Source organism: Sediminibacillus sp. JSM 1682029, assembly GCF_041366435.1.
Classification (GTDB): Bacteria; Bacillota; Bacilli; order Bacillales; family Amphibacillaceae; genus Sediminibacillus; species Sediminibacillus terrae.
Window position 1 is genome coordinate 154,035 of sequence record NZ_JBEWYY010000001.1, and the last position, 16,902, is coordinate 170,936.

Annotated in this window: 14 protein-coding genes; 1 reads left to right on the forward strand and 13 read right to left on the reverse strand. The window is 44.1% G+C overall.

What is annotated here, in order from left to right:
* Positions 1-191: 191 nt before the first annotated feature.
* The 13 genes from spoVE to ABVF09_RS00820 all read right to left on the reverse strand — a co-directional run bounded on the left by spoVE (position 192) and on the right by ABVF09_RS00820 (position 16,129).
* Positions 192-1,292, reverse strand: a complete 1,101-nt coding sequence (gene spoVE, locus ABVF09_RS00760; protein WP_026570452.1) for a stage V sporulation protein E — start codon at positions 1,290-1,292, stop codon at positions 192-194.
* A 72-nt stretch (positions 1,293-1,364) separates the two neighbouring features.
* Positions 1,365-2,714, reverse strand: a complete 1,350-nt coding sequence (murD, locus tag ABVF09_RS00765; protein WP_026570453.1) for a UDP-N-acetylmuramoyl-L-alanine--D-glutamate ligase — start codon at positions 2,712-2,714, stop codon at positions 1,365-1,367.
* Entirely contained in the window at positions 2,711-3,676 is a 966-nt protein-coding gene (gene mraY, locus ABVF09_RS00770; protein ID WP_371068659.1) for a phospho-N-acetylmuramoyl-pentapeptide-transferase, read from the reverse strand. Before mraY ends, murD begins: the two co-directional genes overlap by 4 nt.
* A gap of 73 nt (positions 3,677-3,749) precedes the next feature.
* Positions 3,750-5,108, reverse strand: a complete 1,359-nt coding sequence (locus ABVF09_RS00775; protein ID WP_026570455.1) for a UDP-N-acetylmuramoyl-tripeptide--D-alanyl-D-alanine ligase — start codon at positions 5,106-5,108, stop codon at positions 3,750-3,752.
* A gap of 3 nt (positions 5,109-5,111) precedes the next feature.
* A complete protein-coding gene (locus ABVF09_RS00780) occupies positions 5,112-6,590 on the reverse strand; it encodes a UDP-N-acetylmuramoyl-L-alanyl-D-glutamate--2,6-diaminopimelate ligase (protein WP_153462502.1) in 1,479 nt (492 codons plus the stop codon).
* A gap of 201 nt (positions 6,591-6,791) precedes the next feature.
* Positions 6,792-8,732: a stage V sporulation protein D gene (locus ABVF09_RS00785; RefSeq protein ID WP_153462500.1), complete on the reverse strand. Its 1,941-nt coding sequence runs from the start codon at positions 8,730-8,732 to the stop codon at positions 6,792-6,794.
* Positions 8,733-8,805: 73 nt separating this feature from the next.
* Positions 8,806-11,019 (reverse strand): penicillin-binding protein, encoded by a 2,214-nt coding sequence (locus ABVF09_RS00790; protein WP_237648613.1) that lies wholly within the window; start codon positions 11,017-11,019, stop codon positions 8,806-8,808.
* 19 nt (positions 11,020-11,038) lie between these two features.
* A complete protein-coding gene (gene ftsL, locus ABVF09_RS00795) occupies positions 11,039-11,425 on the reverse strand; it encodes a cell division protein FtsL (protein WP_026570458.1) in 387 nt (128 codons plus the stop codon).
* Positions 11,422-12,402, reverse strand: coding sequence for a 16S rRNA (cytosine(1402)-N(4))-methyltransferase RsmH (rsmH, locus tag ABVF09_RS00800; protein WP_371068419.1), 981 nt, complete (start codon positions 12,400-12,402; stop codon positions 11,422-11,424). The genes ftsL and rsmH overlap by 4 nt, the downstream gene beginning before the upstream one ends.
* A gap of 34 nt (positions 12,403-12,436) precedes the next feature.
* Positions 12,437-12,868 carry a division/cell wall cluster transcriptional repressor MraZ gene (gene mraZ / locus ABVF09_RS00805; protein ID WP_026570460.1) on the reverse strand — a complete coding sequence of 144 codons (432 nt, stop codon included), beginning with the start codon at positions 12,866-12,868 and terminating at the stop codon, positions 12,437-12,439.
* Between the two features lie 294 nt (positions 12,869-13,162).
* On the reverse strand, positions 13,163-14,788 hold the full coding sequence (bshC, locus tag ABVF09_RS00810) for a bacillithiol biosynthesis cysteine-adding enzyme BshC (protein ID WP_371068420.1): 1,626 nt from the start codon (positions 14,786-14,788) through the stop codon (positions 13,163-13,165).
* Between the two features lie 74 nt (positions 14,789-14,862).
* Positions 14,863-15,246 (reverse strand): DUF3397 family protein, encoded by a 384-nt coding sequence (locus ABVF09_RS00815; protein WP_026570462.1) that lies wholly within the window; start codon positions 15,244-15,246, stop codon positions 14,863-14,865.
* Positions 15,239-16,129 (reverse strand): 2-dehydropantoate 2-reductase, encoded by an 891-nt coding sequence (locus ABVF09_RS00820; RefSeq protein ID WP_026570463.1) that lies wholly within the window; start codon positions 16,127-16,129, stop codon positions 15,239-15,241. The genes ABVF09_RS00815 and ABVF09_RS00820 overlap by 8 nt, the downstream gene beginning before the upstream one ends.
* Positions 16,130-16,362: 233 nt before the next feature.
* On the opposite strand from ABVF09_RS00820, the gene ABVF09_RS00825 reads away from it, so the two are divergent.
* Positions 16,363-16,842, forward strand: a complete 480-nt coding sequence (locus tag ABVF09_RS00825) for an N-acetyltransferase (RefSeq protein WP_026570464.1) — start codon at positions 16,363-16,365, stop codon at positions 16,840-16,842.
* The last annotated feature ends 60 nt before the right edge of the window (positions 16,843-16,902 follow it).

Genomic DNA, 16,902 nt, shown 5'->3' on the forward strand with positions numbered 1-16,902 from the left:
CAGCCCCATGCCGACGGGGTCTTCATTCAAGTTGAAAAGCTTGCCCAAAAAAACAGGGCGATTTAGCAGGTAGTCCAAATACTGGTTAGAATAAATGCGAACACTGACCCGAGCGGTGTTTTCATAAAATAACAAGAGGCCAAATCACATAGGATTCGACCTCTTGCTTTGCAAGTTGCCCTGATAAAAAATCAATATTTTGCATACCGGCTGATATTTAACAAAATCCCCATGGAACATAGGGTCAACGTTAACGAGGAACCTCCATAACTCAAAAAAGGAAGCGTAATGCCTGTGACAGGAATCAAACCGATTACCACACTGACATTGATCATGATTTGTAAGGTAACCATCCCGACAATCCCTAAACCTAGCAAACTTCCAAATGTATCAGGCGCCGATAAGGAAATTCGGATTCCACGCCATAAAAACACACCAAAAAGCACGATCAGAAAGGTCCCTCCGATAAAACCGAGCTCTTCTGCGACAATGGCAAAAATAAAATCGTTATGCGGCTCGGGCAGGTAGAAGAATTTTTGCAGACTTTGCCCCAGCCCTAACCCCATCAAGCCTCCAGGACCGATTGCGTATAAAGATTGTATGATTTGAAAGCCATTCCCCAACGGGTCCTCCCATGGATTCAAAAAAGCAGTGATCCTGTTGATTCGATAAGGAGCTGACAAAATCAACCCAAGAAATCCCGCAATTCCCAGGACTCCAAGACCTATAAAATGCGAAATTTTCGCTCCTGCCACAAATAACATGACAAAGCAGGTCAAGACCAGGACAACGCCTGTCCCCAGGTCTGGCTGTAACATGATCAGCCCGAAAGCAGTGAATATGAGCAATAGTGCAGGGAGAAACCCTTTTTTAAAAGAAGTGATGTATTTTTGGTTGCTTGCCAAATAAGTCGACAAGAATATAATCAACCCAAGTTTCATGAATTCGGAAGGCTGAATGCTGAATGCCCCAACACCGATCCAGCTTCTGGCTCCTCCCCTCACCAAACCAACGCCTGGAATCAATACAGCCAGCAACAAAATAAAACAGATGAAAAGCAATGGTTTGGCATATTTCTGCCAAGAAGAATAAGGTACGTTCATGACTACAAGCATTGCCGCAATGCCGGCGCCCGCAAATAGCAGCTGCCGTTTCACAAAAAAATACCCATCATCAAATTTATATTCTCCCCAGATAGCAGAAGCGCTGTAAACCATGATCACGCCGATTGTGAGGAGAGTGAAAATCGTTACCGCAAGCAGATAGTCCGGAGAATTTTTTGCATTATTCACCCGATCTTCAGCCAAAAAAACACCCCCAATTCCCTTTCTTTAACGGTAATGGGGGTGAGTAGTACAAGCCCCCTACTCTAATGTATGCACAGCTTTTACAAACATGTCTCCTCTTTCCTCGAAAGTGCGGTATTGATCCCAGCTTGCACATGCCGGTGATAGCAAAATCACATCTTCCTCCACGGAAAGCTGATAAGCTTTTCGGGCAGCCTCTTCTACGTCATTAGCATATTCAATTGTCTTGATTCCTGCATCTCTCGCTGTTCCAGCCAATTTTTTTGCGGTCTCTCCGAAAACGATGACCGCCTTGACTCCTTCCAATGAAGGGATTAAATCCGTAAAGGAGCCGCCACGGTCCAGTCCGCCTGCCAGCAAAATCGTCGGCTGACTGAATGACGACAACGCTTTGCTGGTCGCCAGTATATTGGTGGCTTTTGAATCATTGTAAAACAACCGGCCATTTACATTACTGACAAACTGAAGCCTGTGTTTTACCCCAGTGAAGGTATTCAGTACTTGTCTGATTCCATCATTGTCAGCCCCGCTCAATTTTGCCGCACTGACAGCCGCCAGGATATTTTCCAGGTTATGGCTGCCGACAAGCACGATCTCCTTCAATGAAATGACCTTTTCCTGTCTAAAATATAAATATTGATCATCACACCAGGCGCCCTCCGGCATTCTTTCTGTTTTGGAAAAGGGGATTTTCACTGCAGCAGATCGAGCTGCAATATCTGCAATCTCCCTATCATCCGCATTAAACACGATAAAATCATCTTCCGTTTGGTTTTTCATAATGCCAGCTTTCGCCTGTTTATAATTCTCGAATGACTTATGATAATCCAAATGAGCTTCAAACAGATTGAGTAAGACCGAAATTTTCGGTTTGAATTGATCGATACCAAGCAACTGGAATGATGATAACTCAATAACCATCCATTCTTCCTCGGTCATGTGCCGGGCGACTTCGCAAGAGACATTGCCGATATTCCCGGCGAGTTGGGTTTTGCAGCCACTTTGATTGAGCATTTCATAAATCAGGGTTGTCGTGGTTGTTTTTCCATTTGAGCCGGTGATTCCAATGATAGAATCATTTACAAGTCTCCCTGCCAACTCCACTTCCGTGATAATCGGAATCTTTCTGTTTTCAGCTTCTCTGACTATTGGATTTTCATATGGTATTCCGGGGTTTTTTACTAACAACTCTACTTCATCCAATACAGAAAGCGGATGTCCACCTGTTACTACTTCGATTCCTAAACCGGTCAATTCTTGGACCTGATCACTGTCTTGATCAGCTTTTAAATCATTCACGCGTACTTCCTTCCCACTATCATGAAGCAATTTCGCTGCAGCCGTCCCGCTTTTCGCAAGCCCGAGTACAAGAATTTTTTCATATGGGAAATTAATCAATGTTTTCAAAACGACCACACCTCGATATAAATCCCGAGTGCCGCAAACACAAGTCCCACTAGCCAAAATGTCGTTACAACCCGCCATTCAGACCATCCCATCAACTCATAATGATGGTGTAAAGGGCTCATTTTGAACACCCGTTTGCCTGTTGTTTTAAATGATATAACTTGAATAATGACAGAAAGTGTTTCGATGACAAAAACACCGCCGATGACTATCAGCAATATTTCCATCTTTGTAAGGATGGCTATCGCTCCAATTGCTCCTCCAAGGGCCAGTGAACCGGTATCCCCCATGAACACTTTTGCAGGATGCGCATTGAATACCAGAAAACCCAACAAAGCACCGACCACTGCCAAAGAAAAAATGGTTACTTCGAATTGTGTAAACCCGTACCATGCAAGAATACCGAAAGCTCCAAAAGCTATAGCTGCCGTTCCTGCCAGCAGACCGTCAAGACCGTCAGTTAAATTCACAGCGTTGGAAGAGCCAACCAGGATGACAATGATCAGGATTGCATAAGCCCAACCGAGTTCCCATTGAATATTCGTACCAGGGATTTGGATATAGGTAGGGAAATCGTTCGCTTTCAAAATAAAGTAAAATATCAGGGAAATGACAATTTGTCCAGCCATCTTCTGCTTGGAGGTCAACCCAAGATTCCGCTTCATTGCTACCTTGATAAAATCATCCAGAAAACCCAGCAAGCCGAAACCAAGTAAAACGATAAGCAATAATACAATTTGGAAGCCGTATGGGTGCGGATTGAATTTACCGATCATCACGAGGGTCGTGATAGCCACACTGACGAGGATCATGATTCCGCCCATTGTAGGGGTTCCTGTCTTTTTCATGTGGGATTTGGGACCTTCTTCTCTAATACTTTGTCCAAACTTCAATCTACGTAAGAATGGGATAAATACTGGAGATATCAGGACGGTAATCAGAAAAGATATTGCCATGGTCATTAGTAAAACATATTCATTCACATTTATTTCCTCCTTTATTGCAAAAACCCGCCCATTTTGTTTTTCTAGCCATTTATTGATCGGCGATGTCTTCGAGCATCTGTTCCAGTTTCATGCCCCTGGATGCCTTTAAAAGGACAAGTGTTCCTTCCTCCAATAATGGCAGAAGAGCCGTTGTTAAATCACCCAGCGCCTCGAAGTGCTTTACAAGCCGAAGTTCATTTTTTTTCGCATCTGATATTTCTTGTGCATTGCTGCCGACTGTGAAAAGCACATCGATATCCTGATTAATGGCTTCAGCGACCTGTCGATGGAGAGTGGATGCCTGCTCGCCCAGTTCAAATATATCCCCTAGAACGAGAACTTTCCTTTGATATCCAGACAATTGCTGAACGACATTGATCGAGGCTTTCATCGAGGTCGGCGAAGCATTGTATGCATCGTTTATGATTGTGGAGTGATTCCTTCCGCTCACAAACTCGAACCGCATTCCGGTTAATTCCAGATTCGATAACGCAGATTTTGTATATTGCTCCGGGATTGCTAATCGATCAGCAATAGCTATCGCAAATAATGCATTCTTAACATTATGTTCTCCAAGCATATTTAATTCATATACGGTATGCCCATTAAATCGAAAAGTGGTCTTATCTGTGTGCATTCGTATATGATCGGCTGTTATCTGATTGTCAGGATGAAATCCACAACCGACGGTGTCCTTCCTTTGCTTCAGAGCGGATAGCAGCTCTTCGTCTCCGTCGATAAATAGAAGACCGTCTGATTTCAATCCAGCTAAAATCTCTGATTTAGCCTGTGCTATTCCTTCCCTGGATCCTAAATATTCAATATGCGATTCACCGATATTCGTAATCACCGCATAATCCGGTTGCGCTATTCTGGAGAGCAATTCAATTTCGCCAAACCCGCTCATCCCCATTTCCAAAACGAGCACTTCAGTTTGTGGAGGCATTGACAAGATCGTCAATGGAACCCCGATATGGTTGTTGAGGTTGCCCTTTGTCCGATGGGTGCGAAAGTAGGAAGCAGTAACTGTTCCAATTAAATCCTTGGTGGTCGTTTTTCCGTTAGAGCCGGTGATCCCGATAACGGTCGGATTGATTTGTTTTCGATACTCGCGTGCCAACAGTTGCAATCCTTCCAATGTATCATCCACATAGAATACCGGGAAACCGGCTGGGAGGAATTCAGGAAGTTCCCTGTCTTTTTCCCATAAAACTGCAACTGCCCCGTTATCGAAGGCTCCCTTTAAAAAATCATGCCCATCGAAGGACTCTCCGACAAGGGGAATGAATAACGATTTATGGCTTTGTCTGCGGCTGTCTGTGATCACTTCATTTATTTCGATGCCATCCTGGACAGCACCTTTGTGATCGTCAAACACTTCCGCCAAAAATTCGGTGGTAAACAACATGACTCAATTCTCCTTATTCCTGTTAAACTTGATTGCATTAGCTGCTACCAGTCTATCATCGAAATCATGAACCTCTCCATTAACAAGCTGATAGGTTTCATGGCCTTTTCCGGCAATCAGTACAATGTCATCTTCCTTTGCAATCCGTATTGCTTCATCAATTGCCTGCTTGCGATTTTCAATGACTTGAAAGTTATTCCCTTTGATACCAGCGACCATATCGTTCAAGATAGACTGCGGTTCTTCTGTCCGAGGGTTATCGGAAGTGAAGATAGCCAAATCAGCATATTTCACAGCTGCACCAGCCATCAATGGCCGTTTCGTTTTATCCCTGTCTCCTCCGCAACCAACCACGACATATACTTTTCCTTTCACGAATGAGCGTATTGTTTCCAACACATTTTCCAGGGAATCGGGTGTATGTGCGTAGTCTACAATCACTCCGAACGATTGACCGAGATTGACAGGCTCGAATCGTCCACTAACGCCGGTGGTGGTTTCCAGGGCGCGTTTTATCGTATGTAACGGAACCCCGGCACAAAGAGCGGCAGAAGCTGCCGCAAGCATATTATATATACTGAATTTCCCCATCAACTTACTAGTGATGTGCACTTCTTCATCGAATGATTTCAGCAAGAAACTGGACCCATTGGCGTCAAGCTTGACATCGACAGCTTGAATATCTGCCTGCTGCTCGATTCCGTAAGTGACAACAGGTTGCGAAGTGCTCTTCGCCAGCAACGCGGAATGGGGGTCATCATTATTGACTACGGCGAACTTCGGTTTTTTCTGATCATACCTGTTCCCCAATTGGGAAAACAACAAGCTTTTGGCATGCAAATAATCTTCCATGCTTGCATGATAATCCAAATGGTCTTGAGATAGGTTGGTAAAAACGGCGATATCAAAATCACAGCCATAAACCCGGCCTAAGTCCAGCGCATGGGATGAGACCTCCATAAAAACGGTGTCGATTTTCCTGTTCACCATTTGATGAAAACTTCTTTGCAAAAACAGCGAATCCGGGGTTGTGTTCTTGACATCGAAACAGTCATCTTCCATTTTCATTTGTATCGTTCCGATTAAACCGGTCTTTTTCTGTTGCTCTTTGTATATTGCTTCAAGCAAATATGTAACAGATGTCTTGCCATTCGTTCCGGTAATCCCGATTACGTTGAGCTTCTCTGTCGGATAATCATAAAATTTGTTGGCCAGAAGGGCTACTGCTTTCGTTGTATCATTCACATAAATGACGGGGATGGAAGCATCCACCGGTTTCTCAGCGATCAGTGCTGCAGCGCCTTGCTTCTCAGCCTGGTGGGCATACTGGTGGCCATCGACAGTGAAACCCTCGATGCAAATGAACAAATCGCCTTGTGCGACGTTTCTCGAATCTATCTCCAAGCCTTTTATTGTTATGTTTTCGATATCTTTCGTCTGTCGATAAAACTGCAAAGCACCGACAATCTCAGTAAGTTTCATATCATTACACATCCTAACATTCTATAACCAATTTCATCGTCAATTTCCGTGCACATTCATCCTGATTTCCCTTTTTTGCTCACTGTTAATCGCCCAATCGCCATAAGAGAAAGACTTCCCTGGACGATTGAACGATTTCAGTAACATTCATTAACATCACTTTATTATAACAGAAGTTTTTCCTCTTGACCGGATGGGCTGCTAATTTTCATCCGGTTTTTTTTCAGAAAGATATATTCTTACTTCTTTCCCCTGTTCTAATTTGGTCCCGGGTTCAGGCGCCTGGTCAATGATATACTCGCCCTTGCCGTTTGTTTCTATGGATAAATTCACCATGTATTCCATCAATTCGCTTTTTGTTAATCCAATTAAATCCGGGACCTCCACCAAAGGTTGATCAGGCCATTGATATTCCTTTTCCAATCCATCTGTGCGCTTTTCAACACCAAGAGCTCTCAAGCTGTCTCCGATAACCCTCCCGACTATCGGAGCTGCCACGACACCTCCGAATTGGACCGTATCTTTCGGGTTGTCGATGGCGACATACACGACAATCTCCGGGTCGTCGGCTGGAGCGAAGCCGATGAAGGAAACAATATGGTTATTGCTCATATATTTGCCGTCTTCCCCTACTTTTTGGGCAGTTCCCGTTTTTCCGCCTACACGGTACCCTTCTACATAAGCGCTTCTTCCAGTACCCTTGGCAACGACGCTTTCCAACGCTTCCCTGATTTCTTTAGAAGTTTCGTTGGATATCACTTGCTTTCGAAGGGTCGGCTCTGTTTTTTCAACGACTTTGTTTGTTTTTGGGTCAAGCCATTCTTCTGCAATATATGGTTCATATAAATATCCCCCGTTTACAGCAGCAGCCACAGCCATTACTTGTTGAATCGGCGTTACCGAAACACCTTGGCCAAAAGCAGTTGTCGCCAATTCGACCGGCCCGATATTCTCCGGTTTGAATAAAATCCCCGTTCCTTCTCCCTGTAAATCGATGCCGGTCTTTTTTCCAAAACCGAAATCATCAATATAGGAGAACAACTTCTCTTTCCCCAACCGTTCGCCTAGCGTGACAAAACCTGGGTTGCAAGAATTCTGAACGACTTCCAGAAAAGTCTGGTGGCCATGTCCGCCACTTTTCCAACAATGCAAAGTGGACCCGCCAACCTCGATCGATCCATCATCATAGAATTCTTCTTCATATAAGTCTACTGCGTCTTCCTCCAATGCCGCTGCAAGCGTAATGATTTTGAAGGTTGAGCCTGGTTCATACGTACTCCAAATCGGAAGGTTTTTATTATATACACTTGCATCATAATCCTGGTAATGCTCAGGATCGAAGTCCGGTCTGGAAGACATTCCAAGGACCCCGCCCGTTTTCGGATCTACAGCAATCGCAATCGCTCCATCAGGATTATATTTCGAGACAGCAAGGTCCAACTCACGCTCCATTATGGTCTGCACCCTTGAATCAATGGACAGTTTCAAGGAATCTCCGTCCACTGGCGGATTGTACACATCTGCCAAATCTGCCATCCGTTGTCCTTTGGCATCTGAAAAATAGGAGAGACTGCCCTTCTCGCCGCTCAACTGTTCATCATAATACTGTTCCAATCCCATGAGCCCCTGGTTGTCGATTCCACTAAAACCAAGCACATGAGCTAAATAAGACCCTTTTGGGTAGTGACGTTTGGAGTCTTCCGCTATATAAACCCCTTCCAGCCCCAATGCCCGGATGGCATCAGCCTTTTCTTCCGAAATTTTCCGCCCTTCCGGATGGAGCCTCACAATATTTTCATTTTTTGTTACCTCTTGATAAGCCTTTTCCTTGTCCATGTTAAGGATTTTCGCCAGGGATGCTGCAGTGTTTTCCGGATCTTTGATTTGGCGAGGAACCAGCATGACAGTAGGGGCAGAAACATTTTCTGCCAACACCTCGCCATTCTTGTCCAAAATATCGCCACGTTCCGGTTCAAAAATGATGTCCCGGCTCCAGAGTTCTTTCGCTTCCCCTGTGAGCCAGTCACCAAGGACAAATTGCACGTAACCAAGCCGGATATCGATGATTCCAAAAACTATAATCCCCAAAAGAAAAACAGTGACTAAACGTTTTCTCATTGTAACATTGGATACTCGTTTCATAGGACATCTCCTTACGAAGGTATGCTTGTATCCAATATATGAATGAGTGAAAACGAATAGAACACTGCTGTTTTCATTGTTCCCCGGCGCTCTCTTCGGAAGCCTGTAGGTTTTCTTCCTCTTTATCCTTATTATCCTCTTCATGGCGCGGCGGGGAGAATTCAGCCACTAAGTAATCATCTTTTTTCAGTGACGTTCCTTTTTTTATGCTTTGCTTAACCGCAAAACCGTTACCCATGGTTTCTATCTCGATATCCGATACATCTCCGAATTTGAGCACATCACGCATCGACCATCCGGTTATGTCCGGCATTTCTGGTTTATCGGTTAAAATAAAGATTTTTTCATTTGTCAGTAATTGTTCGCCAGGCCGGCTGCTGAAAGCTTCGACTTTTTCACCGCTTCCGATAACTGCGGCCTTCAGACCTTTTGATTCGACTTTTTCTTTTGCTTTATTAACGGACATGCCGTCTATATCCGGCATGCTGACCGTTTCCACTTTTTGCTCGCTCTCCTGGTCCGGCTCAATATTTAAATAATGCAGACTGTTTTCCATTACATTTTTAAATATATAGGATACTGGAGCCGAGCCGGATTCATTTTCTGCCAGATCCGGTTGTTTTACCGATACGTACATCATCAATTCGGGATCTTCCTTTGGCGCCATTCCAAGAAATGAGAATAAATAGTTCTCCTCTCCCGTCATATATCGCCCAGTCTCTGAGTCCGGAATCTGTGCCGTACCGGTTTTACCTGCGACGGAATAATCACTTAAGTTATAGATATTATGACCGGTACCATGTTCAGAAGTGATAACCGTCTCTAAAATGTCCTTCACTTCATTTGCTGTCTGACCCGAAACCGGCTGCCCCGATTGCTCAGGTTCATTCTCTTTCATCACCTGGCCAGTTTCTGAATTGACAATTTTGGAAATAACATAAGGCTTCATCATTTTCCCGTCATTGGCTATGGCAGAAGCCGCCATCATCAATTGTATCGGCGTGACAGTCGTACCCTGACCATACGCTGTTGTCACTTTTTCAATTGGCCAGTCATATAGAATATGTCCCGGTTGTTCATTCGGTAAATCGATACCGGTTGCCTGATCAAAATGGAAAGCCTTCAAATAATCGAGGAACTTATCGGGTCCCAGCTTTTCCCATACAAGTTTGGCAGCGGCAACGTTGGAGGATCGCTGTATCCCCTCTTTATAAGTGATGGTTCCCCAGTTCCTGCGCCAGTCATGTATCGGACTGTTCATTTGATCATTTTGATAAGAACCGGATTCAAAGGTTTCATCCGGATTGAAAACCCCTTCTTCTATCGCTGCAGCAAGGGTGAAAATTTTCATAGTGGAACCAGGTTCGAAGGGATTGGAGACAACGTCGTTATACCAGTTGCTCACTTTCCCCAGGTTATTCGGGTTATAACTGGGCCGATTGCTCATTGCCAGTATTTCCCCTGTTTTCGGATCCATTACCACCGCCGTCATTTTTTCAGGGCTGTACTCCTTGTCGACCTGGCTCATCGCATCCTCCAACAATGTCTGGATTTTTTGATCGAGAGTCAGGTAGACATCTTCACCGTCATCGGCCTGTTTGATCACTTCGTCAGGATCAAGCAGTTTTGTGTTAAAATTGTCCCGTTTATAGGAAATAGACCCATTCTTTCCACTTAGCACATCATCCATTTCGGCTTCTATCCCGTTTCTTCCTATCAGCTTGTCCTCTTGCTGTTGAGCTATGCCTATCACCTGGGAAGCAAAAGTGCCATTCGGATAATAGCGGATGGAATCTTTTTCGAAGTTGAGTCCCGGAATCTCCAATTCTTCTATTTTTTCCTTTGTTTCCTGGGTGATATTTTTTCCGTGAACGCCGAACTCCACCTGGAATTTACCCTGTTCCTGTCCCTTTTCCATGATATCGGCTATTTTTGCAGCATCCATATTCAGCAGCGGTGCCAACTGTTCAGCCGCTTTATCGATATCCTCTACGTGTTTCGTTTCTTCCAATCCTTCCGAATAGCTTTCATCGACTATGGCGGAAATCTGGTAAACTGCCCGGTCGTATGCAAGAGACATCCCGTTGCGATCCAATATTTGGCCTCTCTCCGCTTCAATCACATACGAGTTTGTCCGTTTTTCATCGGCCCACTCCTGCAAGGATACCCCGTCTACTTCTCCAGTTCCTTGTATGTATAAAAAGCGTCCCGATAAAACAAGGAATACGACGACGAACAACAACATAAACACCGATGACATGACATGGGTCGTTTTATTTTTTCGCACGCCATATCTCCATCCTTACTTATTCAGATATTTGTGTTGCCTGCTTCACTTCCGAATTTTGGATTTTCAAGCCGTTTTTCTTGGCGATTTCCAGGATCCGGTCCGGGTTGCTCAATTCTTTGGCTTTATACTCCAAATTCTGATTTTGTTCCTGCTGGCTTTTCACTTGCTGCTCCAGTTGTTGCACATCTCTATTAAGTGCATCAGTAGAGTTGCTCAATGAGACGGAAAAATACAATGCCCCCACTAGCACAGCACTGCATATAGTATAAATGAATTTCTCTCCGGTTGTAATCCATTTTTTCTTCTGGACTTTTACTTTGACCTGTTTCTTTTGATCTGGCAAGGTTTGCCGGCCTGTTTCTTGCCAGGACCCCTGCCAATTCTTCAATGGTGATGTGCTCATCTCTTATTCCACCCTTCTTGATAACTGAATTCATCGTTCCAAGGTTTTACTTTCTCTAATATTCTCAGTTTTGCGGAGCGGGATCGCCGGTTGGCATCCAGTTCTTCATCTTCCGGAAGAATCGGTTTACGATTGACTTGTTTGAACGGCGGCTTGCTTTCTTCGGGAATCACCGGAATATTCCTAGGCAGTGGCGGTGTAGTGCTCCACTTCTTGAAAGCCTGCTTGCAGAGCCGGTCCTCCAATGAGTGAAAAGTGATGACAGATAGCCGCCCATTTACAGAAAGGATTTCTGCAGCTTGATGGAGTGCCTCATCAAAAGCATTGAGTTCATCATTCACCGCTATCCTGACAGCCTGAAAGATTCTTTTTGCCGGATGCCCGCCCTTTCTTCTGGCCGGGGCAGGGATCGCTTCCTTAATAATATCGACTAATTCAAATGTAGTATCGATAGGCCTTTCTTTTCTACGTTCTTCAATTTTTCGCGCTATTTGTTTTGAAAATTTCTCTTCTCCATAACGGAAAAATATTCTGACGAGTTGCTCATACGGCCATTCATTAATAACCTGATAAGCGGTGAAATCCTGCGAGCGGTCCATCCGCATATCCAGACTTGCATTATGTTGATAGCTGAATCCTCTCTCCGCATCGTCAAGCTGTGGAGAAGAAACGCCTAAATCAAACAACACCCCGTCAACTTCATCTACTCCGTTTTTTTCTAATTCCAATTTCAAGTTCCGAAAATTCGAATGTATGTATAGCACTTTCCCTTGATATGGCGCAAGTCGTTCCTTGGCGGCTTGAAGCGCCCGATCGTCCTGATCGAAAGCAATCAGCATCCCATCCGCCCCGAGTTTGCTGGCTATCATTTCGGAATGCCCGCCCCCGCCGAGGGTACAATCTATGTACGTACCATTCGGTTTTACATTCAAACCTTCTACTGCTTCTTGCTTCAGCACACTAAAATGCTCAAACATACCATCACCCGCTAACGCTTTGTCTATTGTTAAATCAAATATCAAAATCCATCATGTTTTCCGCGATTTCTGCAAAGGAGTCTTCAGATGCTTCAAAATAGGTTTCCCATTCGCTGTCAGACCAGAATTCAATCCTGTTCGAGACACCGATAACCACGCAACCTTTTTCCAGCCCGGCGTATTTCCGCAAAGGTGCTGGTATATTTATTCTCCCCTGCTTGTCCACTTCACATTCCACGGCACCAGAAAAGAAAAACCTGGTAAACGCTCTGGCATCTTTTTTGGTGAGCGGCAGCTTTTTCAGCTTTTCTTCCAAAAGCGCCCATTCGTCCATAGGATAAGCAAATAAACATTGATCCAAACCGCGAGTAAGGACAAAGGTTTCCCCAAGCCCTTCCCTGAATTTTGCAGGGACGATTATCCGGCCTTTTGTATCAATATTATGTTGAAACTCCCCCATGAACATAGAGACCGCCCCCACTTTCTAAATTAATCGTACCACATTCCCCCACTATTCACCACTTATTTTTTATTAAAACTTATTTACAAGTAAAAGACCTGTAATAAACGCTTTTCCACACTGAAAAAAACTTTGGTTACAAGCCTTTCACCGCCAAGTCAATTTCATTTCTCATGCACCCGGCTTCTTTTTACCCAACACAAAAAAACGCCCCGCAAATGCGGCGCGTTTCTGTCATTCCAAATTATCCTGGTTCATCCAAATATAAAGTGGTGGAAAGTGGAGGTGTTTCTGTCACGCTTACAAATAAACAATATAGTGCGCTATACGATAATCAAAGGGCGATGCCGTGAGATGTTTGATAAAATCTTTACCATGATGATTGATCCAAGGCAGGGCATTCCAGGACCTCTCCTGCAATCCCCCTTCCGGATATAAGCAAAGATTCACCGAATCATAATCTTCCAATGTCTTACGGTGCATATCCTGCAAGGTTTTGTTGATCCTGTCTTCGATAAAATCGATATCTCCGTATAAATACTCCAGGTTTTTATCAGCAATATGTTTCAAGTCTGCCCGTATTTCTTCGGCGGCTTTCCGCAACGGCCGGTGCGCTTCCTCTATAGACTTCTTCACCTGTTCGGTCAGCGCCTTTATCGGTGGATTGGTTTGGGAAGCAATCCAGTTTGTTTTTTCAGCATGCACTCCCCTCCCCACCACCCTATCGATGGCTAAAGAAAGATTGCGGGCGACTTTTTCTGTGTTCTTATCAACCAATGTAAAGGACAGTCGCGGAAGGACTGGCGGCATCTTGACATCCAGGGCATGGAAAGCAGGTTTCAACACCGACCAATAGCCAACTTCACCGGGCCCGCCAAAGAAAGCAAGAGTAGGAAATAGCAATTCCTGCATCAATGGACGAGTGACCACGTTATTGCTTAACCTTTCAGGGTGCTCCATTGCAATTTGACGAAGCTCCGCTGTTGTAAAACTGCATTCATTTTGCTTTCCGGCCCACCTGTCCCCTTCCTCCTTGAACAGTAAAATTCTTTCCCCTTCAAGATGATAAAAAAGGTGTCCGCTATCCGGCTCGGCATCTAGTTCTACCGGATATCCTTCATTTCTGTTTTTTTGAATCGCCTGATATACACCCCGGCTGATCTCAGACTGGTTGTTTATCATGGCCAGAAAGTTGTCACTCTCCAGCTTTCTCACTGACGGACTTCCTGAATCCACCAACACCAGCCCATCTTCTCCAAACAAACGCAAAATTATTTTGGAAAAAAAATCCACATACGTGCCAGAACTTTTCAGTATATCCTGACAGCAAGAATATAAGCTTCTTGTATTGTCCGTTTCCTGAAGCTGCGAAAAAACTTTTTCCAGCCACTTTCCCGCTTGATCTTGATCTATTTCCAGGTCGGAGACGGATCTTTTTTGCTCTGGACGCTGTCCGACTTTGTTTTTTTTCATGCGGTCAGCCTGCGGCATCATGACATGATTGATTTCTTCGAAGTCATGATCCTCACCGGCAATCCAAAAAACAGGTATCACCGGCCTTCCCAACCGACTTTCCTGTTCCTTGGAAAAATTAATGATGGAAATGATTTTATGTATCGTAAAGAGAGGACCGGTCAATAGTCCAGCTTGCTGTCCGCCGACAACAACCATACTGTTTTCGTCTTTCAATCGTTCTATATTATGCATTGTCGCCTGAACTCCGCCCCAGTTTGCATTTAACTCAGATAAGACAGCGGACAGTCCCTCACGGTCGTATTGCTTTCCGCTGATATCCTTGGCCCTTTGCACATAAGTTTCCTGATGAAAAGGCCGATAATCGAATTTATCCTGAATCGCTTTGTCTCCAGATCTGTATCCAGAAATCAGTTTTGTTTGTGTATTTATTTCAATTGGATCAATCCGCACTATTACCTGCTCCTTTATTTGAATTTGCCTATTCGTATTTTACATAAAAGAATAGGCAAATTCACTTATTATGTTTACACGGAAAGAATCCCTGCAGTTATACCGTATATGACTAGCAGAAAGTAAAGCAGTGTGAAGAGAAGGAAGCTAAGCCTCCAAAACCGTCTCCAAGCGATCAGAAACAGCACTTCTCCCTTGGCTTTGTATTGCATGACGATAAAAAAGCCGAGGAGCACAACGAGAAAGATAAAAATGTATCCATAAAAAGTTGTGCCGTATAAATGATAAAAAATGACTCCTACTGATAGAATATATAATAGCGTTGTGTAATTAACCGAAACATGAAGTGCTTTCAAGCGATTGTTGCTTAGTTTTCTTACAATGGTATACAACAGCCAGGAAATGACCACAGGAAGCGTCACACTAAAGGCGAACAACCAGACCATCAAATCAATCATCCTTCCATCCCCCTGTGTCCATCTCCAAAGCTTTTATGCTGTGATAGATAAAAGACGTATAATCAAGTCCGCACTTATCCTTTTTTAGTATGTAACCAGAAATCGCATCTATTTCCGTCCTTCTACCAGCTTCTATATCCTTGCACATGGATGAATGATTCTCCTTTGTTTGATAAGCTATCCTCTTAATTCTTAACCACGAATCTTCCTTGCTCAACCCGAGTACTCCGCACGTTTCCCCGCACAATTTTTCAGCTAGCCACAAAAGATGCCCATTCTCAAGCAGGTCTCCATTCTTAATCCGAAACAATGCAGTTAGCGGATTGATGACTGCATTTACTATCAGTTTTTGCGCCAACATATCGTGCCAGTCCTCTTCCACAATTATCGGGTAGGAGGGTGTCGCCAGCCTGTCTGCAATCCGGCTGCTTGTTGAAGAGGGTTCACTAATCGAAGCCATTCTACATAACCCTTCTCCGGTGTGTTCGACGGTATGATCGTCATGCTTCATAGCGCCATATTCAACCACGGCAAGGAACACAGAATGACTATCCTCCAACGGCTTGAGCAGTTCCAGATGCCCCATTCCATTTTGCAAAAAAATCATCGGAACGTGTGGATGGGATTGCAGAATGGGGAGGATTTCCGGTAGCTGATATTGTTTCACCGCAATCATTAGTACATCTTCTTCTCTCAACTCTTTTAACAGCAATGCGGAGACTTCGAATTTCTTGGTATCCGGCAACAGAAGGATTCCATACTCATTGATAGCGTGTTTTTGCTCTTCCCTTCTCACATATACCGTTACTTGATGCCCCCCACTTGTCAAACGGGCAGCAGTAACAAGACCGACAGCCCCTCCGCCAATTAATCCGACTTTCATTTGGTTACCTCCAATAAATCCAACTAATAGGATTGTAGCAGAGAATGCGCAAAATATCTGCAATACTTTTCCGCTTACCAGTAAATTAATACAATTCGTTTCATTCTGAAAACTTTTATACTATAATAAAGGTGGAAGCGATAAGATATCAAGAAGGCTTTCCAACTGTAACGGTAAGCTTCTTAAAGGGAATTGGGTGCAGCCAGTTCAATAGCAGGAAAGGGGAAATGGGAATGCATCAAGTCAAGGTAGAAAGACTCTTGGTCAATTACAAGACGCTCGAAAAGTTCAAGCGTTTTAAAGAGTATGGAAACCAGGAACTTTCCATGCTCGAGGATTTAGAAAGCAACATTATTGAAAATGACAGCGAATCTCCTTTTTTCGGCATTTATTATGGAAACGCTTTAGTTGCCAGGATGAGCCTGTATAAAGTAAATGCAAAATATGATCAGTACTTTACTCCCCCGCAGGATTATCTTGAATTGTGGAAGCTGGAAGTATTGCCCGATTACCAGGGACGAGGATACGGGAGACGACTGGTCGATTTCGCAAAAGAATATCAACTGCCGATTAAAACGAACCCCAGAATCAATTCTCATGGTTTCTGGGAGAAGATGGGCTTTCAGAAAGCAAAATATAATATGGAAAGAGACCTGGGAGAAAATCCATTAATTTGGACTCCTGAAGGTGTATCCGAGCAAAGTGTTTCATGAAGCACAATGATAAAGCCGTCCTGATTGAGTACTGCCTGTGGCAGACTCTTGAAGACGGCT